Origin of the sequence: Burkholderia cepacia ATCC 25416, assembly GCF_001411495.1 — a bacterium.
GTDB lineage: Bacteria > Pseudomonadota > Gammaproteobacteria > Burkholderiales > Burkholderiaceae > Burkholderia > Burkholderia cepacia.
In genome coordinates, this window is record NZ_CP012981.1 from 2,496,516 (window position 1) to 2,522,048 (window position 25,533).

General features: G+C 64.4%; 18 protein-coding genes. 11 read left to right on the forward strand and 7 right to left on the reverse strand.

All coding sequences use genetic code 11. The annotated features are described in order from the left end of the window. The first annotated feature begins 61 nt into the window (after positions 1-61). The 5 genes from rimP (at position 62) to truB (ending at position 6,473) form a co-directional block, all read left to right on the forward strand. Positions 62-520, forward strand: a complete 459-nt coding sequence (gene rimP, locus APZ15_RS11325) for a ribosome maturation factor RimP (protein ID WP_014897219.1) — start codon at positions 62-64, stop codon at positions 518-520. Next, the gene (gene nusA, locus APZ15_RS11330) at positions 520-1,995 is read left to right on the forward strand and encodes a transcription termination factor NusA (protein WP_006476166.1); all 1,476 of its coding nucleotides are present in this window, start codon (positions 520-522) and stop codon (positions 1,993-1,995) included. Before rimP ends, nusA begins: the two co-directional genes overlap by 1 nt. A gap of 91 nt (positions 1,996-2,086) precedes the next feature. Then, complete coding sequence (infB, locus tag APZ15_RS11335) at positions 2,087-5,014, forward strand: translation initiation factor IF-2 (protein ID WP_027787688.1); 2,928 nt, start codon at positions 2,087-2,089, stop codon at positions 5,012-5,014. A 114-nt stretch (positions 5,015-5,128) separates the two neighbouring features. Continuing rightward, entirely contained in the window at positions 5,129-5,527 is a 399-nt protein-coding gene (rbfA, locus tag APZ15_RS11340; protein WP_021162402.1) for a 30S ribosome-binding factor RbfA, read from the forward strand. Between the two features lie 13 nt (positions 5,528-5,540). After that, positions 5,541-6,473, forward strand: coding sequence for a tRNA pseudouridine(55) synthase TruB (truB, locus tag APZ15_RS11345; RefSeq protein ID WP_027787687.1), 933 nt, complete (start codon positions 5,541-5,543; stop codon positions 6,471-6,473). Between the two features lie 85 nt (positions 6,474-6,558). Here the strand turns inward: truB and APZ15_RS11350 are convergent, their stop codons facing one another. From APZ15_RS11350 to APZ15_RS11365, 4 genes are all read right to left on the reverse strand, one after another. After that, entirely contained in the window at positions 6,559-8,118 is a 1,560-nt protein-coding gene (locus APZ15_RS11350) for a DHA2 family efflux MFS transporter permease subunit (protein WP_021162400.1), read from the reverse strand. A 28-nt stretch (positions 8,119-8,146) separates the two neighbouring features. Next, the gene (locus tag APZ15_RS11355; protein ID WP_027787686.1) at positions 8,147-9,361 is read right to left on the reverse strand and encodes an HlyD/EmrA/EmrK family protein; all 1,215 of its coding nucleotides are present in this window, start codon (positions 9,359-9,361) and stop codon (positions 8,147-8,149) included. A gap of 52 nt (positions 9,362-9,413) precedes the next feature. Next, positions 9,414-10,910 (reverse strand): efflux transporter outer membrane subunit, encoded by a 1,497-nt coding sequence (locus tag APZ15_RS11360; RefSeq protein WP_027787685.1) that lies wholly within the window; start codon positions 10,908-10,910, stop codon positions 9,414-9,416. An 87-nt stretch (positions 10,911-10,997) separates the two neighbouring features. Next, positions 10,998-11,489: a MarR family winged helix-turn-helix transcriptional regulator gene (locus tag APZ15_RS11365; RefSeq protein WP_027787684.1), complete on the reverse strand. Its 492-nt coding sequence runs from the start codon at positions 11,487-11,489 to the stop codon at positions 10,998-11,000. A 326-nt stretch (positions 11,490-11,815) separates the two neighbouring features. On the opposite strand from APZ15_RS11365, the gene typA reads away from it, so the two are divergent. From typA to APZ15_RS11395, 6 genes are all read left to right on the forward strand, one after another. Further along, positions 11,816-13,642, forward strand: a complete 1,827-nt coding sequence (gene typA, locus APZ15_RS11370) for a translational GTPase TypA (protein ID WP_027787683.1) — start codon at positions 11,816-11,818, stop codon at positions 13,640-13,642. Between the two features lie 317 nt (positions 13,643-13,959). Next, positions 13,960-16,824: a 2-oxoglutarate dehydrogenase E1 component gene (locus APZ15_RS11375; protein ID WP_027787682.1), complete on the forward strand. Its 2,865-nt coding sequence runs from the start codon at positions 13,960-13,962 to the stop codon at positions 16,822-16,824. 135 nt (positions 16,825-16,959) lie between these two features. After that, positions 16,960-18,234 carry a 2-oxoglutarate dehydrogenase complex dihydrolipoyllysine-residue succinyltransferase gene (gene odhB, locus APZ15_RS11380; protein ID WP_027787681.1) on the forward strand — a complete coding sequence of 425 codons (1,275 nt, stop codon included), beginning with the start codon at positions 16,960-16,962 and terminating at the stop codon, positions 18,232-18,234. 81 nt (positions 18,235-18,315) lie between these two features. After that, entirely contained in the window at positions 18,316-19,746 is a 1,431-nt protein-coding gene (gene lpdA / locus APZ15_RS11385; RefSeq protein ID WP_027787680.1) for a dihydrolipoyl dehydrogenase, read from the forward strand. 98 nt (positions 19,747-19,844) lie between these two features. Continuing rightward, positions 19,845-20,942 carry a cell division protein ZapE gene (zapE, locus tag APZ15_RS11390; RefSeq protein ID WP_027787679.1) on the forward strand — a complete coding sequence of 366 codons (1,098 nt, stop codon included), beginning with the start codon at positions 19,845-19,847 and terminating at the stop codon, positions 20,940-20,942. Positions 20,943-21,086: 144 nt separating this feature from the next. Beyond that, positions 21,087-21,497, forward strand: coding sequence for a transposase (locus APZ15_RS11395; protein ID WP_027787678.1), 411 nt, complete (start codon positions 21,087-21,089; stop codon positions 21,495-21,497). A gap of 116 nt (positions 21,498-21,613) precedes the next feature. Here APZ15_RS11395 and APZ15_RS11400 read toward each other — a convergent pair whose 3' ends face one another. From APZ15_RS11400 to APZ15_RS11410, 3 genes are all read right to left on the reverse strand, one after another. Next, positions 21,614-22,075: a DUF2147 domain-containing protein gene (locus APZ15_RS11400; RefSeq protein WP_027787677.1), complete on the reverse strand. Its 462-nt coding sequence runs from the start codon at positions 22,073-22,075 to the stop codon at positions 21,614-21,616. Between the two features lie 166 nt (positions 22,076-22,241). Then, complete coding sequence (locus tag APZ15_RS11405; protein WP_027787676.1) at positions 22,242-23,930, reverse strand: ShlB/FhaC/HecB family hemolysin secretion/activation protein; 1,689 nt, start codon at positions 23,928-23,930, stop codon at positions 22,242-22,244. A 144-nt stretch (positions 23,931-24,074) separates the two neighbouring features. Beyond that, positions 24,075-25,496: a collagen-like triple helix repeat-containing protein gene (locus APZ15_RS11410; RefSeq protein ID WP_027787675.1), complete on the reverse strand. Its 1,422-nt coding sequence runs from the start codon at positions 25,494-25,496 to the stop codon at positions 24,075-24,077. Positions 25,497-25,533: the final 37 nt, after the last annotated feature.

The window sequence follows — 25,533 nt, forward strand, 5'->3', positions numbered from 1 at the left end:
CTAAGGCGCGCGCCCGCGGGTGAATTCGCGAGCGGCGGGCGCGAACACCTGAGAGGACACTGTGCAACTGACGGAACTGATAGAAACCACGGTCACCGGGCTCGGTTACGAGCTGGTGGATCTCGAGCGCACTGGGCGCGGCATGCTTTGCATCTATATCGATCAGCCTGCCGGCATCTCGCTCGAAGATTGCGAAAAGGTCACGCGTCAGCTCCAGCACGTCTTGACGGTCGAAAACATCGATTACGAACGGCTCGAAGTCTCGTCCCCGGGGCTCGACCGCCCGTTGAAGAAGCTGGCCGACTTCGAGCGCTTCGCCGGCAGCGAAGTTTCCGTGACCTTGAAAAAGCCGCTGGACGGGCGCAAGACGTACCGGGGCATTCTGCACGCGCCGAATGGCGAAACGATCGGTTTGGAATTTGAGAGGAAGAAGGGCGAGGCGGCCATGCTGGATTTCACGCTGGCCGATATCGACAAAGCCCGCCTGATTCCGCAAGTTGACTTTAGGAGCCGCAAATAATGAGTCGCGAAGTGTTGATGCTGGTGGATGCGCTGGCGCGCGAGAAAAACGTCGACAAGGATGTGGTGCTGGGCGCCCTCGAGGCCGCGCTCGCATCTGCTTCCAAGAAGCTGTTCGACGAAGGCGCCGAAATCCGCGTCCATATCGATCGCGAAAGCGGCGAGCACGAAACCTTCCGTCGCTGGCTCGTCGTGCCCGACGAGGCAGGCTTGCAGGAGCCGGATCGCGAGATCCTGCTGTTCGAAGCACGTGAGCAGAAGCCCGACGTCGAAGTCGGCGAGTATGTCGAGGAACCCGTTCCGTCGATCGAGTTCGGTCGCATCGGCGCGCAGGCCGCGAAGCAGGTGATCCTGCAGAAGGTGCGCGACGCCGAGCGCGAGCAGATCCTGAACGATTACCTCGAACGTGGCGAAAAGATCATGACGGGTACGGTGAAGCGCCTCGACAAGGGCAACTTCATCGTCGAATCGGGCCGCGTCGAGGCGCTGCTGCGCCGCGATCAGCTGATCCCGAAGGAAAACCTGCGCGTGGGCGACCGCGTGCGTGCGTACATCGCGAAGGTCGACCGCACCGCGCGCGGCCCGCAGATCGAACTGTCGCGTACGGCGCCCGAGTTCCTGATGAAGCTGTTCGAGATGGAAGTGCCGGAAATCGAGCAGGGCCTGCTCGAGATCAAGGCGGCTGCCCGCGACCCGGGCGTGCGTGCGAAGATCGGCGTCATCGCGTACGACAAGCGGATCGACCCGATCGGCACCTGCGTCGGTATCCGCGGTTCCCGTGTGCAGGCCGTGCGCAACGAGCTCGGTGGCGAAAACATCGACATCGTGCTATGGTCGGAGGATCCCGCCCAGTTCGTGATCGGCGCGCTCGCGCCGGCAGCTGTCCAGTCGATTGTCGTCGATGAAGAAAAGCACTCGATGGACGTCGTCGTCGACGAGAACGAGCTGGCTGTCGCGATCGGCCGCAGCGGTCAGAACGTTCGTCTTGCTGGCGAACTGACCGGCTGGCAGATCAACATCATGACGCCGGACGAATCCGCCCTGAAGCAGGGTGAAGAACGCGACCGGCTGCGTGCGCTGTTCATGGCGCGTCTCGACGTCGACGAAGAAGTTGCCGACATCCTGATCGACGAAGGCTTCACGAGTCTGGAAGAGATCGCGTACGTGCCGCTCAACGAAATGCTCGAAATCGAGGCGTTCGACGAGGACACCGTGCACGAACTGCGCAACCGCGCACGCGACGCGCTGTTGACGATGGCGATCGCGAACGAAGAAAAGGTCGAGAACGCAGCGCTGGATCTCAAGAGCCTCGACGGCATTACGCCGGAGCTGCTCGCGAAGCTGGCCGAACACGGCGTGCAGACGCGCGACGATCTCGCCGAGCTGGCTGTGGATGAACTGGTCGACATGACCGGGATGGAAGAGGATGCCGCTAAGGCGTTGATCATGAAAGCACGTGAACACTGGTTCCAGTGAGAAATGACCATGGCGCACTGATTTGATGGCGGCCGTATGGCCTGACCCGATGCTAACCGCAAGGAATCGGTCCTTGCACTAAGAGGAATGAATGGCGAGTAACAACGTAGCCCAATTTGCCGCGGAACTGAAAATGCCTGCTGGTGTGCTGCTCGAACAGCTGCAGGCAGCGGGCGTCCAGAAAGCGAGTGAAGACGATGCGCTGTCCGAAACGGACAAGGCGCGTCTGCTCGATCATTTGCGCAAGTCGCACGGCGCAACCGACGGCGACAAGCGCAAGATCACGCTGACCCGCAAGCATACGTCGGAGATCAAGCAATCTGACGCGACGGGCAAGGCTCGCACCATTCAGGTCGAGGTCCGCAAGAAGCGTACGTTCGTCAAGCGCGACGACGTGGCCGAAGGTGCGGAACAGGGTCAGGCGCAGGTCGCCGAAGCGGACGACGATGCAGAACTGAAGCGTCGCGAGGAAGAAGCGCGCCGCGAGGCCGAGCTGCTCGAGAAGCAGGCGCAGGAACTGCGCGAGCGTCAGGAGCGCCTCGAGCGCGAGGAAGCGGAACGTCGTGCCCGCGAGGAAGCGGCCGAAGCCGAGCGCCGTCGCGCCGAGGAAGAAGCGGCGGCGAAGCGTGCCGCGGCCGAAGCTGCGGCGGCACAGCAGCAGGCAGCGGCACAGCAGGCTGCTGCAGCCGAACAGGAAGCGGAGACTCCGCAATCGGCGCAGTCCGCGCAGGACGAGGCGCGCGCAGCCGCCGAACGTGCGGCGCAGCGCGAAGCGGCGAAGAAGGCTGAAGACGCTGCCCGCGAGGCAGCGGACAAGGCGCGTGCCGAGCAGGAAGAGATCAGCAAGCGCCGTGCGGCGGCAGAAGCCGAAGCGCGTGCGATTCGCGAGATGATGAACACGCCGCGCAAGGCCGTCGTCAAGGCTGTCGAGCCGCCGAAACCGGTCGAGCCGCCGAAGCCGGCCGAAGCGAAGGGCACGCTGCACAAGCCGGCAAAGCCGGAAGGTGCGCAGGCGCGCCCGGCCGTGAAGAAGCCGGCCGGTGCGGCACCGGCAACGACGCAGGCGCCGGCAGGCGCGGGCGACCGCAACAAGAAGCCGGGCGCTGGCAAGGGCGGCTGGCAGGACGACGCGTCGAAGCGTCGCGGCATCAAGACGCGCGGCGATTCGAGCGGCGGCGTCGACCGCGGCTGGCGCGGCGGCCCGAAGGGTCGTGGCCGTCACCAGGACAGTGCATCGTCCTTCCAGGCGCCGACCGAGCCGATCGTCCGTGAAGTGCACGTGCCGGAAACCGTGTCGGTTGCCGATCTCGCGCACAAGATGTCGATCAAGGCCTCCGAAGTCATCAAGGTGATGATGAAGATGGGCCAGATGGTCACGATCAACCAGGTGCTGGACCAGGAAACGGCGATGATCGTCGTCGAGGAACTGGGCCACCGCGCGGTTGCCGCGAAGCTGGACGATCCGGAAGCGTTGCTCGTCGAAGGCGAAACCGGTACCGACGCCGAGCAACTGCCGCGTCCGCCGGTCGTCACGGTGATGGGTCACGTCGACCACGGCAAGACCTCGCTGCTCGACCACATCCGCCGCGCGAAGGTTGCCGCAGGCGAAGCGGGCGGCATTACGCAGCACATCGGCGCGTATCACGTCGATACGCCGCGTGGCGTCATCACGTTCCTCGATACGCCGGGTCACGAAGCGTTCACGGCAATGCGTGCACGCGGCGCGAAGGCGACCGACATCGTGGTGCTGGTGGTGGCAGCCGACGACGGCGTGATGCCGCAGACGAAGGAAGCCATTGCCCACGCGAAGGCGGGTGGTGTGCCGATCGTCGTCGCGATCAACAAGATCGACAAGCCGGAAGCGAACCCCGATCGCGTCAAGCAGGAACTGGTCGCGGAAGGCGTCGTGCCGGAAGAATACGGTGGCGATTCGCCGTTCGTGCCGGTGTCGGCAAAGACGGGCGCGGGCATCGACGATCTGCTCGAGAACGTGCTGCTGCAAGCCGAAGTGCTGGAGTTGAAGGCACCGGTCGAAGCGCCGGCCAAGGGTATCGTGATCGAAGCGAAGCTCGACAAGGGCAAGGGCCCGGTCGCGACGATCCTCGTGCAGTCCGGTACGCTGAACCGCGGCGACATCGTGCTGGCGGGTACGGCCTACGGCCGCGTACGCGCGATGCTCGACGAGAACGGCAAGCCGACGAAGGAAGCCGGCCCGTCGATCCCGGTCGAAATCCAGGGTCTGTCGGAAGTGCCGGGCGCGGGCGAGGAAGTGATCGTGCTGCCGGACGAGCGCAAGGCGCGTGAAATCGCATTGTTCCGTCAGGGCAAGTTCCGCGACGTGAAGCTGGCGAAGCAGCAGGCCGCGAAGCTGGAAAGCATGCTCGAGCAGATGGGCGAAGGCGAAGTGCAGAACCTGCCGCTCATCATCAAGGCGGACGTGCAGGGCTCGCAGGAAGCGCTCGTGCAGTCGCTGCTCAAGCTGTCGACCGACGAAGTGCGCGTGCAGATCGTGCACAGCGCGGTGGGTGGCATCAGCGAAAACGACGTCAACCTCGCAACGGCATCGAAGGCTGTCATCATCGGCTTCAACACGCGTGCGGATGCACAGGCGCGCAAGCTGGCCGAAGCGAACGGCATCGACATCCGCTACTACAACATCATCTATGACGCAGTGGATGAGGTGAAGGCGGCAATGTCGGGCATGCTGGCGCCGGAGAAGCGCGAAGTCGTCACCGGCATGGTCGAGGTGCGCCAGGTGTTCAAGGTGCCGAAGGTCGGCACGGTCGCCGGCTGTATGGTCACGGACGGTATCGTCAAGCGCTCGTCGTCGGTTCGCGTGCTGCGCAACAACGTCGTGATCTTCACGGGCGAACTCGAATCGCTGAAGCGCTTCAAGGACGACGTGAAGGAAGTGAAGCAAGGCTTCGAGTGCGGTATGTCGGTGAAGAACTTCAACGACGTCATCGAAGGCGACCAGTTCGAAGTCTTCGAAGTGACCGAAGTCGCGCGTACGCTGTAATCCTCGCGCATCGGCTCATGGGCGGGGCAGGCTTGGGCCTGTCCCGCCCATTTTCATGGTGGCGCGCCAACACTGGCCGCCGCTTCATCCTGATAAACGGATCACGGATCGATCATGTCCAGGAAACGTACTTCCCCCAATCGCAACGTGCAGATCGCTGACCAGATTCAGCGCGATCTGTCCGAACTCATCATGCGCGAGGTCAAAGACCCGCGCATCGGCATCGTGACCATCCAGAGCGTCGAACTCACGCCGGATTACGCGCACGCGAAGGTCTACTTCACCGCGTTGACCGGCGATCCGGCCAAGACGCAGGAAGCGCTGAACCACGCGTCGGGTCACTTGCACAACCTGTTGTTCAAGCGCCTGCACATCCATACGGTGCCGACGCTGCATTTCCACTACGACCAGACGATCGAGAAGGCCGTGGAAATGTCGCGCCTGATCAAGGAAGCGAACTCGACGCGCGCGAAGGACGACGACGAGGCCGACGCGGCTACCAAGGACGACTGAGCTCGACCGGCCTATGACGACTGCAGCATCCCAACGTCCGCGCGTGCCCCGGCGCGTGCTGGACGGCGTCCTCCTGCTCGACAAGCCGGTCGGCCTTTCGAGCAACGATGCACTGATTCGCGCGAAGCGCCTGCTGCTCGCGAAGAAAGCCGGTCACACCGGTACGCTCGATCCCCTGGCTTCGGGTTTGCTGCCGCTGTGTTTCGGCGAGGCGACGAAGTTCTCGCAGGATCTGCTCGAAGCGGACAAGACCTACGAAGCGACGATGCGTCTCGGCCAGCGTACGGCTACCGGCGACGCGGAAGGCGAGGTGATCGACACGCGCCCCGTCGAATGCGACCGTGCGGCGGTGGAAGCCGCGCTGGCGCGCTTCACCGGCGAGATCGTGCAGGTGCCGCCGATGTATTCGGCGCTCAAGCGCGATGGCAAACCGCTGTATGAATATGCGCGCGCGGGGCAAACCGTCGAGCGCGAGGGCCGCAACGTGACGATCCTCGCCCTCGACCTGCTCGCGTGCGACCTGCCTGACGTGACGTTTCGCGTGACCTGCAGCAAGGGCACTTATGTGCGCACGCTGGCAGAGGATATCGGCGAGGCGCTCGGTTGCGGTGCGCATCTGACGATGCTGCGGCGCACGGGCGTCGGCGCGCTGACGCTCGAGCATGCGGTAACGCTCGATGCGCTGTCCGATGCCGACGAAGCGGCACGTGATGCGTGGCTCCAGCCGGTCGATGCGTTGCTGTCGACGTTTCCGCTGGTTCGTCTCGATGAAACCAGCGCGAAGCGGTTCCTGCACGGGCAGCGTTTGCCGCTGTCGTCGCTCGACCCGATCGACGCGACCGAAGGCGGGCGTGTGCGCGTCTACGACGCGACTCGCCTGCTCGGCGTGGCCCGCAAGGCAAACGGCGTGCTGGCGCCGGAGCGGCTCGTCGTCACGGCAGCCTGACGCAGCCGCGCGAACGCGCGCCCGTCGGAATGAAAAAGCCCCGCTTCACGAAGCGGGGCTTTTTGTTTGCGTCCAGGCAGCGTGTTCAGTGTGCAGCCGATGCCGCGGCACCTGCATCGCCACCGCCCGAGCGCTCGGGCTTCGTGATCCAGATCAGCCCGATCAGCAGCACGAAGATCGCCGCCGAAATGTAGAACAGGTCGTTCACGCCGAGCTGCGCGGCCTGCTGCGTGGCCAGGTTGTTGATCAGCCCGTGTGCCTGGTCCCGCGTCAGCCCGAGGTTGCCCATCTGCGTGACGGCCTGGTTGAACGTCGGGTTGTAGACGTTCGCCTGCTCGACCAGTTGCGCGTGATGGAAGTTGTTGCGATGGTCCCAGGCCGTCTGGAAGATCGACGTGCCGATGCCGCCGCACATGATCCGCACGAAGTTGGACAGGCCCGATGCCGCGGGAATGCGGTGGCCGGGCAGGCCCGACAGCGTGATCGATACCAGCGGGATGAAGAAGCCGGCCATCGCGATGCCCTGTACGAGCGTCGGCAGCGTCAGCGACCATTCGTCGACCCCCGTTGTGTAGCGCGACCGCATCCAGAAGCACAGCGCAAACGTCAGGAACGACGCCGTCGAGATAAAGCGCGGATCGGTGCGCGGCAGGTACTTCCCGGTGAGTGGCGACAGCAGGATCGCGAACAGCCCGACCGGCGCCATCACGAGACCGGCGTCGGTCGCCGTGTAGCCGATCTGCGTCTGCAGCCACAGCGGCAACAGCACGAGGTTACCGAAGTACAGGCCGTACCCGATCGACAGCGCGACGGTGCCGCCGGTGAAGTTCCGCATGCGGAACAGCGACAGGTCGACGACCGGGTGCTCGGCAGTCAGTTCCCAGATGACGAAGAACGCGAACGCGATGACCGCGGTCAGCGCGAGCACGATGATGGTCGTCGACGCGAACCAGTCGAGATCCTTGCCCTTGTCGAGCATGATCTGCAGCGAGCCGACCCAGACGACCAGCAGCGCGAGGCCCACGCCGTCGATCGGGGCGCGGCGCACGGCCGATTCCCGATTGCGGTAGATCGCCCACGTCGCGGCGGCGGCGGCGATGCCGACCGGGATGTTGACGTAAAAGATCCACGGCCACGAGTAGTTGTCCGAGATCCAGCCGCCGAGAATCGGGCCGGCAACGGGCGCGATCAGCGTCGTCATCGCCCATAGCGCGAGCGCCATCGGCGCCTTGGCGCGCGGATAACTCGACAGCAGGAGCGCTTGCGACAGCGGAATCATCGGGCCTGCCACCGCGCCTTGCAGCACGCGCGACGCAAGCAGGAACGGCAGGTTGGGCGAGAGCCCGCACATCCACGACGAAATCACGAACAGGATGATCGACGCGAGGAACAGGCGAACCTGCCCGAAGCGGTCGGTCAGCCAGCCGGTCAGCGGCACGGAGATCGCGTTCGCGACTGCGAACGACGTGATGACCCACGTGCCCTGGTCGGACGACACGCCGAGGTCGCCCGAGATGGTCGGGATCGCGACGTTCGCGATGGACGTGTCGAGCACGTTCATGAACACCGCGAGCGATACCGCGATCGTCCCGATCACGAGCTGCCCGCCCTGCAAGGGCGGGTGAGAGACAGGTGCCTGTGCCATGTCGGTTGTCTTTCCGGAGTCGGAACGGTTACATCATCTTCGCGACGGCACTCGACTTCGCCGCAGCCGGCGCCGGTGCGTTGCCGCCGGCATTCTCGGCGATGATGCGGGCGATTTCGGCGTCGGCTTCGTCGCCGTACTTCGCGAACACATTGGTCTCGTAGACGGTGTTCGGTGCGTTCACGAGCTGGTCGCCGCGTTCGTCCTTGATGTCCACGTCGACCTGCATCGACAGGCCGATGCGCAGCGGGTGCTTGGCGAGATCCTTCGGATCGAGTTCGATCCGCACCGGCAGGCGCTGCACGACCTTGATCCAGTTACCCGTCGCGTTCTGCGCCGGCAGCAGCGAGAACGCCGAGCCCGTACCTGCCGAGAAGCCGACCACCTTGCCGTGATAGACCGCCGACGAGCCGTAGATGTCGGCCGTCAGTTCGACCGGCTGGCCGATGCGCATGTGCTTGAGCTGGACTTCCTTGAAGTTCGCATCGACCCACACTGCGTTCAGCGGCACCACCGACATCAGCGGCGTGCCCGGCGACACGCGCTGGCCGACCTGCACCGAGCGCTTCGCGACATAGCCGGTGACCGGTGCGGGCAGCACGTTACGCGCGTTCGCCAGGTACGCGTCGCGAACCTTCGCGGCTGCGGCCATCACGTTCGGATGCGATGCGATCGTCGTGTTTGCGGTCAGCGCGCGGTTCGACGCGAGTTGTTGCTGCGAGGCGTCGAGCGATGCCTGGGCGGCGCGCACGGCGTCGCGTGCGTGCGAGATTTCTTCCTGCGACACGGCGCCCGTCTGCGCGACGGCCACGCGGCGACGGAGGTCGTCCTCGGCCTTCGACAGGTCGGACTGGCGCAGTGCGACTTGCGCGCGATACTGGTCGTCGTTGACGAACAGACCGCGCACCTGGCGCACCGTCTGCGCGAGATTGGCTTCGGCCTGCTGCAGCGCGACCTGCGAGTCGGCCGGGTCGAGCACGACGAGCGGATCGCCGGCCTTCACCGTCTGCGTGTCATCGGCCTTTACCGCGATCACGGTGCCGGTGACCTGCGGCGTGATCTGCACGACGTTGCCGTTCACGTACGCGTCGTCGGTCCCTTCATGGAAGCGGGCGACGAGGAAGTAGTACAGGCCATACGCGATGGCCGCGATCACGATGACCGCGACGAGCAGCGTCATCATCCGTTTGCGCTTGCCGTTGTTCTGCGGCTGCGCGCTGGCGGCGTTTTGTTGGTCGCTCATGGCGATTTTCTCCGTCCGTTATTTCGAGTGTCTGCGTAGTGGTGGCGCCGGATCAGTTGGCGGCCTGTTTTGTCGTCTTGTCGGCATCGGGCGCGGCAAGCGGCGTGCCGGTCGCGTCGAACCCGCCGCCCAGCGCCTTGATCAGTGCAAGCTGCATGTCGCGCCGGCGCATCTTCAGGTTGGTCACCGTCTGCTCCGATGCGAGGCGGTTGCTGTCCGCGGTCAGCACCTGCAGCTGCGGCGACAGGCCGGCCTTGTAGCGGATGACCGCGAGGTCGTATGCGCGCGTCGATGCGTCGAGGGCGCGTTGCGCATCGCCCATCTGGCGATCGACTGCGCGGATCGACGCGACCTGCGTCGCGACGTCGTTCAGCGCGCTGATCAGCGTCTGGTTGTAGTTCGCCACCGACAGGTCGAAGTCCGCGTAGCGGCCCTTGAGCTGCGCGCGCAGCGCGCCGGCGTCGAAAATCGGCAGGTGGATCGCCGGGCCGAATTGCGCCTGGCGGCTCGCGAAGTTCAGGAATTTGCCCCAGCCGAACGCATCGAAGCCGAAACCGGCCGCAAGGTTCACGTCGGGGTAGAACTCGGCCTTCGCTTCCTTCACGTCGTGCATCGCGGCTTCGACCTGCCAGCGCGCGGCGACGATGTCGGGGCGGCGCGAGACGAGATCGGCCGGCAGGTTGCCGGGCAGTGCGACATCGCCGCTCGGGTTCATCACGGGCGCCGCGATCTGCAGCCCGCGATCCGGGCCCTTGCCGAGCAGTGCCGCGAGCTGGTAGCGCACCGTCGTGATCTGCCCATCGAGATCGGACAGCGAAGCCTGGGTCGTCGCGATATTGCCGCGGGCCGTCTGGCGTTCGACGTTGGTGTCGAGGCCGGCCGACACGCGACCGTCGGTGATCTTGCCGACCGTCTCGCGGTTGGTGATCTCGCGTTGGGCGATATCGCGCAGCGCATAGAGCTGCGCGAGCGAGTTGTAGGTGCGTGCGACCGACGACGCGAGCGTGATGCGTGCCTGCTGCATGTCGGCTTCGGCCGCCTTTTCCTGCGACACGGCGGTGTGCAGGCGCTCGCGGTTCTTGCCCCACAGGTCGAGTTCCCACGACGCGCTCGCGAGCGCGTTGTTCTCGCTGTACCACTGGCCGCCGTACGGCGGCGGGAACAGCGCGTTCGACGAATACAGCTCACGCGTCCACGAATAGCTGGCTTCCGCCTTGGGCATCAGGTTCGAGCGCGACGATTCGATGTACGACGACGCCTTTGCGATGCGCGCCTGTGCCTGCGCGATCGACGGATTGCCCTGCAGGGCTTCGTCGATCAGCTTCGGCAACTGCGGATCGCCGAACTGGCTGGCCCAGTCGAGCGCCGGCCACTGGCCGCCCTGGGCCGGCAGGCTCTGGGCGGATTCGAATTGCGACGCGGGGGCGATCTGCTTGTCGCTCTTGATGCCGATGTAGTTCGCGCAGCCCGCCAGCGCCAGTGCGGCGACCGCGACGGCGACGGCGGTGCGGCACGACCCGGCGCGCACGGACAACGGGGAGGATTTCATCGCGCTGATCCCTGACTCGGAATGAATGATGGACACTGCAAGGATTTCCTTACATTAATCTGTCAAAAGTAATTGTTATGGCAACTATTACGTGATGCTGCCGCCGGCGGTCTCGCAATAGTTGCTGAGAATGCGACGCAGCATGCTCTTCAGGAACCCGACTTCTTCCGGCGTGAACCCGTCCAGCACCTGGTCGAGCACGCTGCGGAAAATCGGCGGCAGCCGTTCGGCGAGCGCACGGCCTTCGTCGGTCAGCTCGAGGCGCACGACACGTCGATCCTCGATGCTGCGGACGCGGGACAGCAGGCCGCGCTTTTCGACCCGGTCGAGCAGCCGCGTGACTGCGCTCGCGTCGATCCCGTACTCGCGGGCAAGCTCGGCGGCCGTCGAGCACTTGCCGACCGCGATCATGAACAGCATGCTCGCCTGCGTGCCCGTGATGCCGAGCTCTTCCTGCGTGCGTTGCGTGACGAGGTTGGTCATCACCGACTTCACGCGCGACATCAGATAACCGACGCTGTCGTTCATCTGGTACGAGGACAGCGGCGAAACGGGGGATGGGGTAGAAGAATCCGACATAAAACCCTGAAGCTGCAATAGTTGACTAGGCAGCAGTATAGGCACAGTTGCTTGCCGCGGCAAATGTTAATCGAACGGCAAGGGGCGCGCTTTGCATCTCAAAAATCCCTCATATCAATAAGGTTTTTGTGCCCGACGGCGACACGGGCTTCGACGGATTGGCGCGTTCGAGAGGAGGGTGCGCCGGCCTGCCTGCTGCGTTGCAACGTGCCCGTCGGTTACCGACATTCTCACGTGCTATAATTTGCGGCTTTCCAAGCTGCAATGCGCGCGCCCGTGAAAAACGAGCGGGCGCTTTTGCGCGTTCAAACGATTTCCAGGTTTCTATGACCCGCGCCCTTCGCAATATCGCCATCATCGCCCACGTCGACCACGGCAAGACCACGCTCGTCGACCAACTGCTCCGCCAGTCCGGCACCTTCCGCGAGAACCAGCAGGTTGCGGAGCGGGTGATGGACTCGAACGACATCGAAAAAGAGCGCGGGATCACGATTCTCGCGAAGAACTGCGCGGTCGAGTACGAAGGCACGCACATCAACATCGTCGACACGCCGGGGCACGCGGACTTCGGCGGCGAGGTGGAGCGTGTGCTGTCGATGGTCGACTCGGTGCTGCTGCTCGTCGACGCGGTCGAGGGCCCGATGCCGCAGACGCGCTTCGTCACGAAGAAGGCGCTGGCGCTCGGCCTGAAGCCGATCGTCATCGTCAACAAGATCGACCGTCCGGGTGCGCGGATCGACTGGGTCATCAACCAGACCTTCGACCTGTTCGACAAGCTCGGCGCAACCGAAGAGCAGCTCGATTTTCCGATCGTCTACGCATCGGGCCTGAACGGCTATGCGTCGCTCGACCCGGCCGCGCGCGAAGGCGACATGCGCCCGCTGTTCGAGGCAGTCCTCGAGCACGTGCCGGTCCGTCCGGCGGATCCGGACGCGCCGCTGCAACTGCAGATCACGTCGCTCGACTATTCGACGTACGTCGGCCGGATCGGCGTCGGCCGCATCACGCGCGGTCGCATCAAGCCGGGCCAGCCGGTCGCGATGCGCTTCGGCCCGGAAGGCGAAGTGCTGAACCGCAAGATCAACCAGGTGCTGTCGTTCACGGGCCTCGAGCGCGTGCAGGTCGAATCCGCCGAAGCGGGCGACATCGTGCTGATCAACGGTATTGAAGACGTCGGCATCGGCGCAACGATCTGCGCGGTCGATACGCCGGAAGCGCTGCCGATGATCACCGTCGACGAGCCGACGCTGACGATGAACTTCCTCGTCAATTCGTCGCCGCTCGCCGGCCGCGAAGGCAAGTTCGTCACGAGCCGCCAGATCCGCGACCGCCTGATGAAGGAACTGAACCACAACGTCGCGCTGCGCGTGAAGGACACCGGCGACGAAACGGTGTTCGAAGTGTCGGGCCGCGGCGAACTGCACCTGACGATTCTCGTCGAGAACATGCGCCGTGAAGGCTATGAGCTGGCCGTGTCGCGTCCGCGCGTCGTGATGCAGGAAATCGACGGCGTGCGTCACGAGCCGTACGAACTGCTGACCGTCGACGTCGAGGACGAGCACCAGGGTGGCGTGATGGAAGAGCTCGGCCGCCGCAAGGGCGAGATGCTCGACATGGCATCGGACGGCCGTGGCCGCACGCGTCTGGAGTACAAGATCTCGGCGCGTGGCCTGATCGGCTTCCAGAGCGAATTCCTGACGCTCACGCGCGGCACGGGCCTGATGAGCCACATCTTCGACTCGTACGCACCGGTCAAGGATGGTTCGGTCTTCGAGCGCCGCAACGGCGTGTTGATCTCGCAGGACGACGGTGCTGCCGTGGCCTACGCACTGTGGAAGCTGCAGGATCGCGGCCGCATGTTCGTGAAGCCGGGCGATGCGCTCTATGAGGGCATGATCATCGGCATCCACAGCCGTGACAACGACCTCGTCGTGAACCCGATCAAGGGCAAGCAGCTGACCAACGTGCGCGCGTCGGGCACCGACGAAGCCGTGCGCCTGGTGCCGCCGGTCCAGATGTCGCTCGAGTACGCGGTCGAATTCATCGACGACGACGAGCTCGTCGAAGTGACGCCGCAGTCGATCCGCCTGCGCAAGCGCTTCCTGAAGGAGCACGAGCGTCGCCGCGCGAGCCGCGAAGGCGCGGTCGACTAAGCATCGATCGTTCCCGTGCAGGACGAGAAAGGCCGCCTTCGGGTGGCCTTTTTTGCATCTGCCCGATGTGCAATCGGGGGCGCTGCAAAACACTGTTCCCGCGGGTTGTGGCAATCCGGCAAAACCCCGTCGAGCGGTGCTTTCAGGCACATTTCGCCGTGAACTCCGGTATCGGTTCTGTGATATGCTGCGCGCACGCAAGTTTTAGGTCCTTCCAAGCAAGACTTGATTCGCAATCCGCTAAACGGTCAGGCCGTGTCGCGGAAGGTTGAGTAACCCGCTATTTCTCGAGAAGCTCGAAGAAAGGTGAGCGTAAAATGTCAGATGTAATGAAGCAGTTTCAGCTGAACTCCTATCTGTTCGGCGGCAATGCTTCGTACGTTGAAGAACTGTACGATGCATACCTCAACAATCCGGCATCGGTGCCGGAGAACTGGCGAGAGTATTTCGACGCGCTGCAGAACGTGCCTGCAACGGACGGCTCGAATGCCAATGACGTCGCTCATTTCCCGATCGTCGAATCGTTCGCCGAGCGTGCGAAGGCCAATGCCTTCATCCCGCGCGAAAGCAGCACCAACCTTGCTGCAGCGCGCAAGCAAGTGCACGTGCAGTCCCTCATCAGCGCTTATCGCTTCCTTGGCTCGCAATGGGCCAATCTCGATCCCCTGAAGCGTCGCGAACGTCCCGCCATTCCCGAACTCGAACCCGCGTTCTACGACTTCTCCGAAGGCGACCTCGACCAGACGTACAGCGCAAGCAACCTGTACTTCGGTTTCGACCAGGCTTCGTTGCGCGACATCGTCAAGGGCCTGCGTGACACGTACTGCGGCACGATCGGCGCCGAGTACATGTACATCAGCGACCCGGAACAGAAGCGCTGGTGGCAGGAGCGTCTGGAATCGACCCGTGCGACGCCGAACTTCTCGGCAGACGAGAAGAAGCACATCCTGAATCGCCTGACGGCCGCCGAAGGCCTCGAGCGTTACCTGCATACCAAGTACGTCGGCCAGAAGCGCTTCTCGCTCGAAGGCGGCGAAAGCTTCATCGCGGCGATGGACGAAGTCGTCCAGCACGCGGGCAAGCGCGGCGTGCAGGAAATCATCATCGGCATGGCGCACCGCGGCCGTCTGAACGTGCTGGTCAACACGCTGGGCAAGATGCCGGCCGACCTGTTCGCCGAATTCGAAGGCAAGCACGTCGACGACCTGCCGGCAGGTGACGTGAAGTACCACAAGGGCTTCTCGTCGGACGTGTCGACGGAAGGCGGCCCGGTCCACCTGTCGCTCGCGTTCAACCCGTCGCACCTCGAAATCGTGAACCCGGTGGTCGAAGGTTCCGCGAAGGCGCGGATGGACCGTCGCGGCGACGAAGACGGCCTGCAGGTGCTGCCGGTGCAGATCCACGGCGACGCGGCCTTCGCTGGCCAGGGCGTCGTGATGGAAACGCTGAACCTCGCGCAGACGCGCGGTTACGGCACGCACGGCACGCTGCACATCGTCATCAACAACCAGATCGGCTTCACGACGTCCGACCCGCGCGACGCGCGCTCGACGCTGTACTGTACCGACGTCGTCAAGATGATCGAGGCGCCGGTGCTGCACGTGAACGGCGACGATCCGGAAGCCGTGATCCTCGCGACGCAGATCGCGATCGACTACCGGATGCAGTTCCACAAGGATGTCGTGATCGACATCGTCTGCTTCCGCAAGCTGGGTCACAACGAGCAGGACACGCCGGCGGTCACGCAGCCGCTGATGTACAAGAAGATCGCACAGCACCCGGGCACCCGTGCGCTGTACGCCGAGAAGCTCGTGCAGCAGGGCGTGATCACCGCGGAAGACGCCGACAACTACGTGAAGGCGTACCGCAAGGCGATGGACGACGGTCACCACACGGTCGATCCGGTCCTGTCGAACTACAAGAGCAAGTACGCGGTCGACTGGGTTCCGTTCCTGAACCGCAAGTGGACGGATGCAGCCGACACGGCCGTGCCGCTCGCCGAACTGAAGCGCCTGGGCGAACGCATCACGACGGTCCCGGAAAACTTCAAGGTTCACCCGCTCGTCGAGCGCGTGATCAACGACCGCCGCAACATGGCGCGTGGCGACCAGCCGCTCGACTGGGGCATGGGTGAACACCTCGCGTTCGCGTCGCTCGTCGCATCGGGCTACTCGGTGCGCCTGACGGGTCAGGACTCGGGCCGCGGCACGTTCACGCACCGTCACGCGGTGCTGCACGACCAGAACCGCGAGCGCTGGAACGACGGCACGTACGTGCCGCTGCAGAACATCGCCGACGGTCAGGCGAAGTTCACGGTGATCGACTCGGTGCTGTCGGAAGAAGCGGTGCTGGGCTTCGAATACGGTTACTCGACCGCCGAGCCGAACACGCTCGTGCTGTGGGAAGCCCAGTTCGGCGACTTCGTCAACGGTGCGCAGGTCGTGATCGACCAGTTCATCTCGTCGGGCGAAGTGAAGTGGGGTCGCGTGTCGGGTCTGACGATGCTGCTGCCGCACGGCTACGAAGGCCAGGGTCCGGAACACTCGTCGACGCGTATCGAGCGTTTCCTGCAGCTGTGTGCCGATCACAACATGCAGGTCGTTCAACCGACGACGCCGGCGCAGATTTTCCACCTGCTGCGTCGCCAGATGATCCGCCTGTTCCGCAAGCCGCTGATCGTCGCAACGCCGAAGTCGCTGCTGCGCCACAAGGAAGCCGTGTCGGACCTGTCGGAGCTCGCGAAGGGTTCGTTCCAGCCGGTGCTGGGCGAAACCGACGGCGGCATCGACGCGAAGAAGGTCAAGCGCGTGCTGGCATGCTCGGGCCGCGTGTATTACGACCTCGTCGCACATCGCCGCGAAGCGAAGGCGAACGACGTCGCGATCATCCGTATCGAGCAGCTGTATCCGTTCGCGCACAAGCAGTTCGAAGCTGAAATGAAGAAGTACGAGAACGCGACTGAAGTGGTCTGGGTGCAGGACGAGCCGCAGAACCAGGGCCCCTGGTTCTACGTCGAGCACCACCTGAAGGAAGGCATGAAGGAAGGGCAGAAGCTGGCATACAGCGGCCGTCCGGCTTCGGCCTCGCCGGCGGTTGGCTACTACGCGAAGCACTACGAGCAGCAGAAGGCCCTCATCGAAGGTGCTTTCGGCCGCCTGAAGAGCGCATCGATCGCGAAATAACCGACGGAAGCGAAACGGGAAGGCGCAGCGCGCTTTCCCGTCTCCTTTGGCCCGCCGGGCGCGCTGCGCGCCGCACCGGCCGAAGGAATCGCACGAACCTCGTCACACCCCAGATTAAGCATCCAGGAAAATCACATGGCTATCGTAGAAGTCAAAGTCCCCCAGCTTTCGGAGTCGGTTTCGGAAGCCACCATGCTGCAGTGGAAGAAGAAGCCGGGCGAAGCAGTCGCGCAGGACGAAATCCTGATCGAACTCGAGACCGACAAGGTCGTGCTCGAAGTGCCGGCACCGGCCGCGGGCGTGCTCGCGCAAGTGCTGCAGAACGACGGTGACACCGTCGTTGCCGATCAACTGATCGCTACGATCGATACGGAAGCGAAGGCAGGTGCAGCCGAAGCCGCGGCGGGCGCGGCCGAAGTCAAGCCGGCCGCAGTGCCTGCTGCAGCCGCACCGGCAGCACAGCCGGCTACCGCAACGGCATCGAGCTCGGCTACGGCATCGCCGGCCGCATCGAAGCTGCTGGCCGAGAAGGGCCTGTCGGCAGGCGACGTCGCAGGTTCGGGCCGCGACGGCCGCGTCACGAAGGGCGACGCGCTGGCCGCAGGCAGCGCACCGAAGGCCGCTCCGGCTGCCGCACCGGCAAAGGCCGCGGCGAAGCCGTCGCTGCCGGAAGTGAAGGTGCCGGCGTCGGCGACGACGTGGCTCAACGACCGTCCGGAACAGCGCGTGCCGATGTCGCGTCTGCGTGCGCGTATCGCCGAGCGTCTGCTCGAATCGCAGCAGACCAACGCGATCCTGACGACGTTCAACGAAGTCAACATGGCTCCGGTCATGGAGCTGCGCAACAAGTACAAGGACAAGTTCGAGAAGGAACACGGCGTGAAGCTCGGCTTCATGTCGTTCTTCGTGAAGGCCGCTGTCCACGCACTGAAGAAGTTCCCGCTCGTGAACGCGTCGATCGACGGTAACGACATCGTCTACCACGGCTACTTCGACATCGGTATCGCCGTCGGCTCGCCGCGTGGCCTCGTCGTGCCGATCCTGCGCAACGCGGATCAGCTGAGCCTCGCCGAGATCGAGAAGAAGATCGCCGAATTCGGCCAGAAGGCCAAGGACGGCAAGCTGTCGATCGAGGAAATGACGGGCGGTACGTTCTCGATCTCGAACGGCGGCGTGTTCGGCTCGATGCTGTCGACCCCGATCATCAACCCGCCGCAATCGGCAATCCTCGGCGTGCACGCGACGAAGGAGCGTCCGGTCGTTGAAAACGGCCAGATCGTGATCCGTCCGATCAACTACCTCGCGCTGTCGTACGACCACCGCATCATCGACGGCCGCGAAGCCGTGCTGTCGCTCGTCGCGATGAAGGATGCGCTGGAAGATCCGGCACGCCTGCTGCTCGACCTGTAAGCCGAGTCTCACTGCATCGACCCGTTCTGCACGTTCGCGCCCGCGCGCGAACGTGCAGGCGTACAAGTAGAAAGGATTGTCATGTCCAAGGAATTTGACGTCGTCGTGATCGGCGCCGGCCCCGGCGGCTACATCGCCGCGATTCGCGCCGCGCAGCTCGGCAAGACCGTTGCCTGTATCGAGAAGTGGAAGAACCCGGCCGGCGCGCTGAAGCTCGGCGGCACCTGCCTGAACGTCGGCTGCATCCCGTCGAAGGCGCTGCTCGCGTCGTCGGAAGAGTTCGAGAACGCGTCGCATCACCTGACCGACCACGGCATCACGGTCGACGGCGTGAAGATCGACGTCGCGAAGATGCTCGGCCGCAAGGACGCGATCGTCGAGAAGATGACGAGCGGGATCGAGTTCCTGTTCAAGAAGAACAAGATCACCTGGCTGAAGGGCCATGGCAAGTTCACCGGCAAGACCGACGCCGGCGTGCAGATCGAAGTGAGCGGCGAGGGTGAATCCGAAGTCGTCACCGCGAAGAACGTGATCATCGCGACGGGCTCGAAGGCGCGTCACCTGCCGGGCATCCCGGTCGACAACAAGATCGTGTCGGACAACGAAGGTGCGCTGACGTTCGACTCGGTGCCGAAGAAGCTCGCCGTGATCGGCGCAGGCGTGATCGGCCTCGAGCTCGGCTCGGTGTGGCGTCGCCTGGGTGCCGAAGTGACGGTGCTCGAAGCGCTGCCGGCATTCCTCGGCGCAGCCGACGAAGCGCTCGCGAAGGAAGCGGCCAAGCTGTTCAAGAAGCAGGGCCTCGACATCCATCTCGGCGTGAAGATCGGCGAAGTGAAGACGACCGCCGACGGCGTGTCGATCGCTTACACGGACAAGGACGGCAACGCGCAGACGCTCGACGCCGACCGCCTGATCGTGTCGGTCGGCCGCGTGCCGAACACCGACAACCTCGGCCTCGAGGCAATCGGCCTGAAGGCGAACGAGCGCGGCTTCATCGACGTGGACGACCACTGCCGCACGGCGGTGCCGAACGTCTACGCGATCGGCGACGTGGTGCGCGGCCCGATGCTCGCGCACAAGGCGGAAGACGAAGGCGTGCTGGTCGCGGAAGTGATCGACGGCCAGAAGCCGCACATCGACTACAACTGCATTCCGTGGGTGATCTACACGTACCCGGAAATCGCATGGGTCGGCAAGACGGAGCAGCAGCTGAAGGCGGAAGGCCGCGAGATCAAGTCGGGCAAGTTCCCGTTCTCGATCAACGGCCGCGCGCTCGGCATGAACGCGCCGGACGGTTTCGTGAAGATGATCGCGGATGCGAAGACCGACGAACTGCTCGGCGTGCACGTGATCGGCGCGAACGCGTCGGACCTGATCGCGGAAGCCGTGGTGGCGATGGAATTCAAGGCGGCGTCGGAAGACATCGCCCGTATCTGCCATCCGCACCCGTCGATGTCGGAAGTGATGCGCGAAGCGGCGCTCGCCGTCGACAAGCGCTCGCTGAACAGCTGAGCGCGGTATAGCGCCGGCCGGCCATCGGCCGGCGCAGCCGTCTCATGACGAAGGCGGGCGGGGTTTCCCGTCCGCCTTCGTTTTTTCCGGTTTGCCCGATGAACGTCACCGAATACTACACGCGCGAGCTGACCACGCGCGGCTATCAGTCCGATCCCGCGCAGCGCGCGGCCGTCGATCGCCTGCAGCAATGTTTCGACGAGTGGGTCGAGTACAAGGCGCGCCGCTCGAACGCATTCAAGAAGCTCATCAATCATCCCGACCTCCCGCGCGGCGTCTACATGTGGGGCGGCGTCGGTCGCGGCAAGAGCTTCCTGATGGACAGCTTCTACGCGGTCGTGCCCGTGCAGCGCAAGACGCGCCTGCATTTCCACGAATTCATGCGCGAGGTACACCGCGAGCTCGAGGAACTGAAAGGGCAGGCCGATCCGCTCGACGAACTCGCGCGGCGTATCGCGAAGCGCTACCGTCTGATCTGCTTCGACGAGTTCCACGTGTCGGACATTGCCGATGCGATGATCCTGTACCGTCTGCTCGACCGTCTGTTCAACAACGGCGTGCAGTTCGTGATGACGTCCAACTACGATCCCGACGACCTGTATCCGGACGGTCTGCATCGCGACCGCATGCTGCCGGCGATTGCGCTGATCAAGGACAAGCTCGACGTGCTGAACGTCGACGCGGGCGTCGATTATCGCCAGCGCACGCTCGCGCAGGTGAAGATGTATCACACGCCGCTCGGCGCGGACGCCGATCGCGAACTGCGCCATGCGTTCGGCAAGCTCGCGGCGGTACCCGATGAAAGCCCGCTCCTGCATATCGAGAAGCGCGAGCTGAAGGCGCTGCGCAAGGCGGACGGCGTCGTGTGGTTCGATTTCGCGACGCTGTGCGGCGGCCCGCGCTCGCAGAACGACTATCTCGAACTCGCGAGCCGGTTCCACGCGATCGTGCTGTCCGAGGTGCCGCAGATGTCGCCGCGGATGGCGTCCGAGGCGCGCCGCTTCACGTGGCTGATCGACGTGCTGTACGACCACAAGGTCAAGCTGCTGATGTCCGCGGCGGTGCCGGCGGAGCAGCTGTACGTCGAAGGTCCGATGGCCAACGAGTTTGCGCGTACGGTCTCGCGCATCGTCGAGATGCAGTCGAAGGAGTATCTCGAAACGCCGCGCCGCATCGTCGATACGTCGCTGACCTGAGTGCGATTTCCGGCAATTGGCGGTATTCAAACGTCAATTCCGGTCAAATTCAGGCGATCTCGGGGTATTTTCGGACTTGTCTTATATTCACGGTTGAGGTGAGCCGATATCGTTGTGTCATGGTTACCAAGGCTGGAGATGTCCATGACACCGTATCGCGATCTGACCGACCACGAGTGGCGCCGCGTCGCGCCGCTTCTGCCCGAAATGCAGCCGCGCACCGAGTTGCGCGGTCGGCCGCTGGCCAATACCCGTGCCGTGATGAACGGCGTGCTCTGGGTCATCTACAGCGGCGCAACGTGGTCGGCGATGCCGCGCCGTTACCCTTCGTATCAGACGTGCCATCGCCGCTTCAAGGTCTGGCATGAGACGGGCACGCTGATGAGCGTGATGCGTGAACTCTACGGCGACTCGGGCGTGAACCTGTGCAACGAATTGTCGGTGCGGATGCGCAAGCATACGCAATCGAAGGCGGCGGAAGCGCGTAGCGGCGTGGTACCCGTGGGTCGCTCACCGAGCAGTTATGCGCCGGATGCGATGAAGCACGCAGCCTGATGTCCGCTGTTTACTGCGTTGTTTGTGCCGACGCGCGCACCAAAAGAAAACCGGCCTGACGATGAATTCGTCAGGCCGGTTTTTTCATAAAGCCGCGCGTTTCAGCGCGCGCCGCGTTATTGTTGGCGAACCCAGGTCTGCGAACGGCCGAGCAGCGATACGCCGATATAACCGCGCACGACGAGTTTCTGGCCGCCGTCTTCAAGCGTCATCTTGCACTTGTAGACCTTGCCGTTCTCCGGGTCGAGAATGTTGCCGCCGTCCCAGTGGTCGCCTTCCTTCTTCATCGCCTTGATGATCGTCATGCCCTTGATGAGCTGATCCTTGCGCTCGTCCGTGCAGGCGGTGCAGCGGCGATCAGGCGTATCGTTCGCGCCGAGGCCCTTGACGACCTTGCCGGTCAGCGCACCGTCGCCGTCCTCGGCGATCTGCACGAGTGCCTTCGGCTGATGGGTGTTGTCGTCGATCGTCTGCCACATACCGATGGGGCTGTCTGCCTGTGCGAACGTGGGGGCGGCGCAAGCCAGCAGTGCGCCGGTGATGGCGATTGCACGCAACGGGCGGGTCAGTTGAATCATTGTCGTCCTCCTTGTTTTGCATGTCGTGTTCGATTTGCCCGCACGACCGTCTGCATGGGGCGGGCATGTTGCGAGCTTCGCCAGAATACGTGAAACCGCGCGCCACGTTTGATAGAGGGGACTCTAATCGAAACAGCCCGCATGGCGCGGGCTGTTTGGTGACCGATCAGTTGAGCTGATACGAGAATGCGGCGTTGATGCGCGGGCTGCGTGATGCGCTTTCGACTGGCGCGTCACCCACCGGCTTCGCGACGTTCAGGTCGAGGCTGTAGAAGCGGCTGTCCGTGAAACGCACACCGATGCCGACCGACGACATGCGGTTGGGCGACGGCGTGCCTGAATGCAGGTACACACGCGCCATGTCGTAGGCGATGTACGGCGTCACGGACTTCATATACGTCCAGCCCGGCGTGAAGCCGCGGTTGACCTCCAGCGACATCCCCCATCCCGAGTCGCCCGACGCTTCGCCCGGCTGATAGCCGAGCGCGTAGCGCGTCGAGCCGAACGAGATCTGCTCGGACGTCGGCAGTGAGTCAGGGCTGTATTGCCCGGTCAGCGAGACTGACGTGCCGATCCGGAACGGCCATTCGTTGGTTTGCGTGAAGGTCGCGCCGGTACGGACGAAGGTCAGCGACGTCGGGTCGGCGTATGTAAACCCCACACCGTTAACCACGCCAGTCTGCGATTTCGATGCACCGAGGATGTCGAATGCCTTGGCGACGTTGACGCTCAGTTTTCGCACCTGCTTCGGTTCGACGCTCGTGTAGTCGAGCTGCAATTGCATCACGCGGACCTGTGACCGGTTTTCGAGGGTATTGCCGTTGATCTGGCTTTGGTAGCGGTCTTCGTTGTGTGCGGCATAACCCGACACAGTGCCGAGCAGGCTGCGCTGGTTGTTCAGCAGTATCGGATAGGATGCCGAAAGACCAAGCTTCTCGTTCTTGACGGTGCGTTCGACGGACGACGGCAGGCCCGGATTGTCAGTAGGCTTGCCGCGATAGGTGCTTGCATCGAGGCGCGTGATCAGGCCGCTGCTGCCGACAGGCACCGCGCCGCTGAACGCGAAGTAGGTCTGCTTGTCACGCCCCGGCGGCGCCAGTGCGGAGATGCTCAGCTGCTCGCCGAACTTCGTGAGGCCGTTTTCGGTCGCGGTGATGAGGCCCTGTACGCCCGGGTGGTTGAAATCGATACCGGTGCTGACGTTGAATGCCTTGCGGTCGACGGCAAGTTCGAGCGTCGTGGCGCCGTCGGTGGTTTGCGGCGGTGGTACGTTCGCCTTCACCGTGAGGCCGGGCAAGAGGCCGAACGTGTTCACGTAGCGCTCGAACGTTGCGCGGCGCAGCGGGCGATCGTCGGTGATATGCGCTGCGATCGCGCGAATCTTCGATTCCATTGCCCCGGGCTTGCCGGTGACCTTGACGTCCGACACATAACCTTCAACAACCGTGATGCGCACGACACCGTTCTCGAACGTCTGCGCGGGAACAAACGCGAACGACAGCGCGTAACCGCGTTCCTGGTAAAGCTTCGTCACGCCGTTGGCGGTTTCGATCAGATCGCCGATCGTGATGTCCTTGCCGACGAGGGGGGTGAAGCGACGCGAGATTTCCTCGAACGGTACCGACTTTACGCCTTCGACCTGGAATGTCGTCGGTGTCAGGTGGCGCGACAGCAACTCCTGCAGTTGCGGCGCCTGGGGCGCGACCTGCACGGTTACGTTCGGGCCGGTTTTCGGCGCGTTGATCTGGGGCAGGGAGTCGAGCGGGTTACCGCCGACGCGCGTTTGTGCCTGTGCCGTGCTGGCTGCCGCGATGGCGGCGAGCAGCATCATCCATCTGTCGAGTCTGGATTTCATTGTTCTTCCTCGTAGGCCTTGCTTTTCGTCTTCTTTGTAATGCCGGCGCGCGACACCAAGGTGCCGCGCGCCGCGTGCCGCAATGCCGGTTGTGTTTGTACGGTCGCACCATCCGCTCCGGCTGCGAAGGTGCGACCGTCCTCCTTACTTGCCAACGCTACCCAGCGTACCCAGCAACCCCGTTACCGGTGCCAGCAGGCCCGTCGAGCCGCCGCCCGACGTTGCCGTTCCCGTGACGCTGCCGACCAGCGACGTGACCGGCGCGAGCGGGCTCGCTCCCCCGGATCCCGCTGCGCCGCCAACTGCTCCGGTGACAGTATTCAGCAAACCGGTGACAGGCGCGAGAGGGTTTGCACTGCCTGCGCCACCCGCTGCGCCGCCGAGCGTGCCCGTGACCGTCGACACGAGATTCGTGACGGGGGCGAGCGGGCCGCCGCTACCGCCCGCCGCACCGCTCAGCGCGCCGGTAACGGTGGAGACGAGGCCCGTGACGGGCGCGAGCGGGCTGCTGCCCGAACCGCCGGTCGCGCCGCCGAGTGCACCCGTGAGCGAGCCGAGTGGCGTCGAGCCGAGACCCGACAGCAGGCCGCCGAGCGGATTCGTCGAGCCGGAACCCGACGACGTGCCGTTCTGCACGGTCGCCGTCGAGCCGCCGACGAGGCTCGTGATCAGGCCGGGGATCGGCGCCGCGCCGTTCGGGCCGTTCGGGTTGACGAGGCCGCCCGCGTTGGTCACGGTGTTGCCGACCGCCGTCACGAGTTGACCGACGTCGCCGACGAGCGGCTGGCTCGATGTGCCGCCAACTTGCTTGCCGGCCGAACTGATCGCGCCGCCGACCTGGCCGAGCAGGCCCGAGACGGGTTGGCCGAGGCCGGTCGTCGTGCCGACCTGTTGCGTGATCTGGCCCGCGGTGATCACGAGCGGCGTGATCGCCGAGCTGAGCGGCTGCGTCACTTGCTGCACGGCGCCCGACGACAGCGTCGAGCCGATCGTCGTGCCGGCAGCCGTCAGGCCATTGGCCACCGTGTCGAGCACGGTGCCGACCGGGGTCGTGACGGGCGCGAGCGGCGCGAGTTGCCCCGTGCCGAGCGCCTTGACCGTCGAGCTCAGGCCGGACACCGTGTTGCTCGTCGCGCCGACCACGTTGCCGAGGCCTGCGACGGTCGTGCCGACCGGATCCTTAGTCGTACCGATCTGTCCCAGCCCGTTGCTCACGGCATCGGCAGCTGCGCCGACGATCGTGCCCGTGCTGGAGAGCGTGCTGCCGACGCCCTTCGTCACACCGTCGCCGAGGCCGGGCACGGTGATGTTGCCGACCGTGCTGCCGAGGTCGGTGGCCGTCTGGCCAACCGTGCTGACGACGCCCTTGGTGCCGGTGGACGTGCCGCTGGTGCCGCTCGTGCTCGGTGTACCGCTCGTGCTGCTGGGGTTGTTGTTGCTGCTGGTCGGCGGCGAACTCACGCCGCCGCCGCCGCAGGCGGCCAGCAGGCAGGCTGCGGCGAAGGCCGTGAGGGGCACGCGCCACTGGTGCAGGGCGGCTGTCGTGAGAGAACGTTGCTGGGACATGATTGACTCCTCGCTGTCTTGTCGATTGATGGATGTT

Excerpts from the sequence above, each read along its gene's own strand:
- infB (WP_027787688.1), top strand. The coding sequence starts at position 2,087 with ATGGCGAGTAACAACGTAGCCCAATTTGCCGCGGAACTGAAAATGCCT.
- typA (WP_027787683.1), top strand. The coding sequence starts at position 11,816 with ATGACCCGCGCCCTTCGCAATATCGCCATCATCGCCCACGTCGACCAC.
- APZ15_RS11410 (WP_027787675.1), bottom strand. The coding sequence starts at position 25,496 with ATGTCCCAGCAACGTTCTCTCACGACAGCCGCCCTGCACCAGTGGCGC.
- APZ15_RS11395 (WP_027787678.1), top strand. The coding sequence starts at position 21,087 with ATGACACCGTATCGCGATCTGACCGACCACGAGTGGCGCCGCGTCGCG.
- lpdA (WP_027787680.1), top strand. The coding sequence starts at position 18,316 with ATGTCCAAGGAATTTGACGTCGTCGTGATCGGCGCCGGCCCCGGCGGC.
- truB (WP_027787687.1), top strand. The coding sequence starts at position 5,541 with ATGACGACTGCAGCATCCCAACGTCCGCGCGTGCCCCGGCGCGTGCTG.
- APZ15_RS11355 (WP_027787686.1), bottom strand. The coding sequence starts at position 9,361 with ATGAGCGACCAACAAAACGCCGCCAGCGCGCAGCCGCAGAACAACGGC.
- APZ15_RS11400 (WP_027787677.1), bottom strand. The coding sequence starts at position 22,075 with ATGATTCAACTGACCCGCCCGTTGCGTGCAATCGCCATCACCGGCGCA.
- APZ15_RS11375 (WP_027787682.1), top strand. The coding sequence starts at position 13,960 with ATGTCAGATGTAATGAAGCAGTTTCAGCTGAACTCCTATCTGTTCGGC.
- nusA (WP_006476166.1), top strand. The coding sequence starts at position 520 with ATGAGTCGCGAAGTGTTGATGCTGGTGGATGCGCTGGCGCGCGAGAAA.
- APZ15_RS11365 (WP_027787684.1), bottom strand. The coding sequence starts at position 11,489 with ATGTCGGATTCTTCTACCCCATCCCCCGTTTCGCCGCTGTCCTCGTAC.
- APZ15_RS11405 (WP_027787676.1), bottom strand. The coding sequence starts at position 23,930 with ATGAAATCCAGACTCGACAGATGGATGATGCTGCTCGCCGCCATCGCG.
- APZ15_RS11350 (WP_021162400.1), bottom strand. The coding sequence starts at position 8,118 with ATGGCACAGGCACCTGTCTCTCACCCGCCCTTGCAGGGCGGGCAGCTC.
- rbfA (WP_021162402.1), top strand. The coding sequence starts at position 5,129 with ATGTCCAGGAAACGTACTTCCCCCAATCGCAACGTGCAGATCGCTGAC.
- odhB (WP_027787681.1), top strand. The coding sequence starts at position 16,960 with ATGGCTATCGTAGAAGTCAAAGTCCCCCAGCTTTCGGAGTCGGTTTCG.
- zapE (WP_027787679.1), top strand. The coding sequence starts at position 19,845 with ATGAACGTCACCGAATACTACACGCGCGAGCTGACCACGCGCGGCTAT.
- APZ15_RS11360 (WP_027787685.1), bottom strand. The coding sequence starts at position 10,910 with ATGAAATCCTCCCCGTTGTCCGTGCGCGCCGGGTCGTGCCGCACCGCC.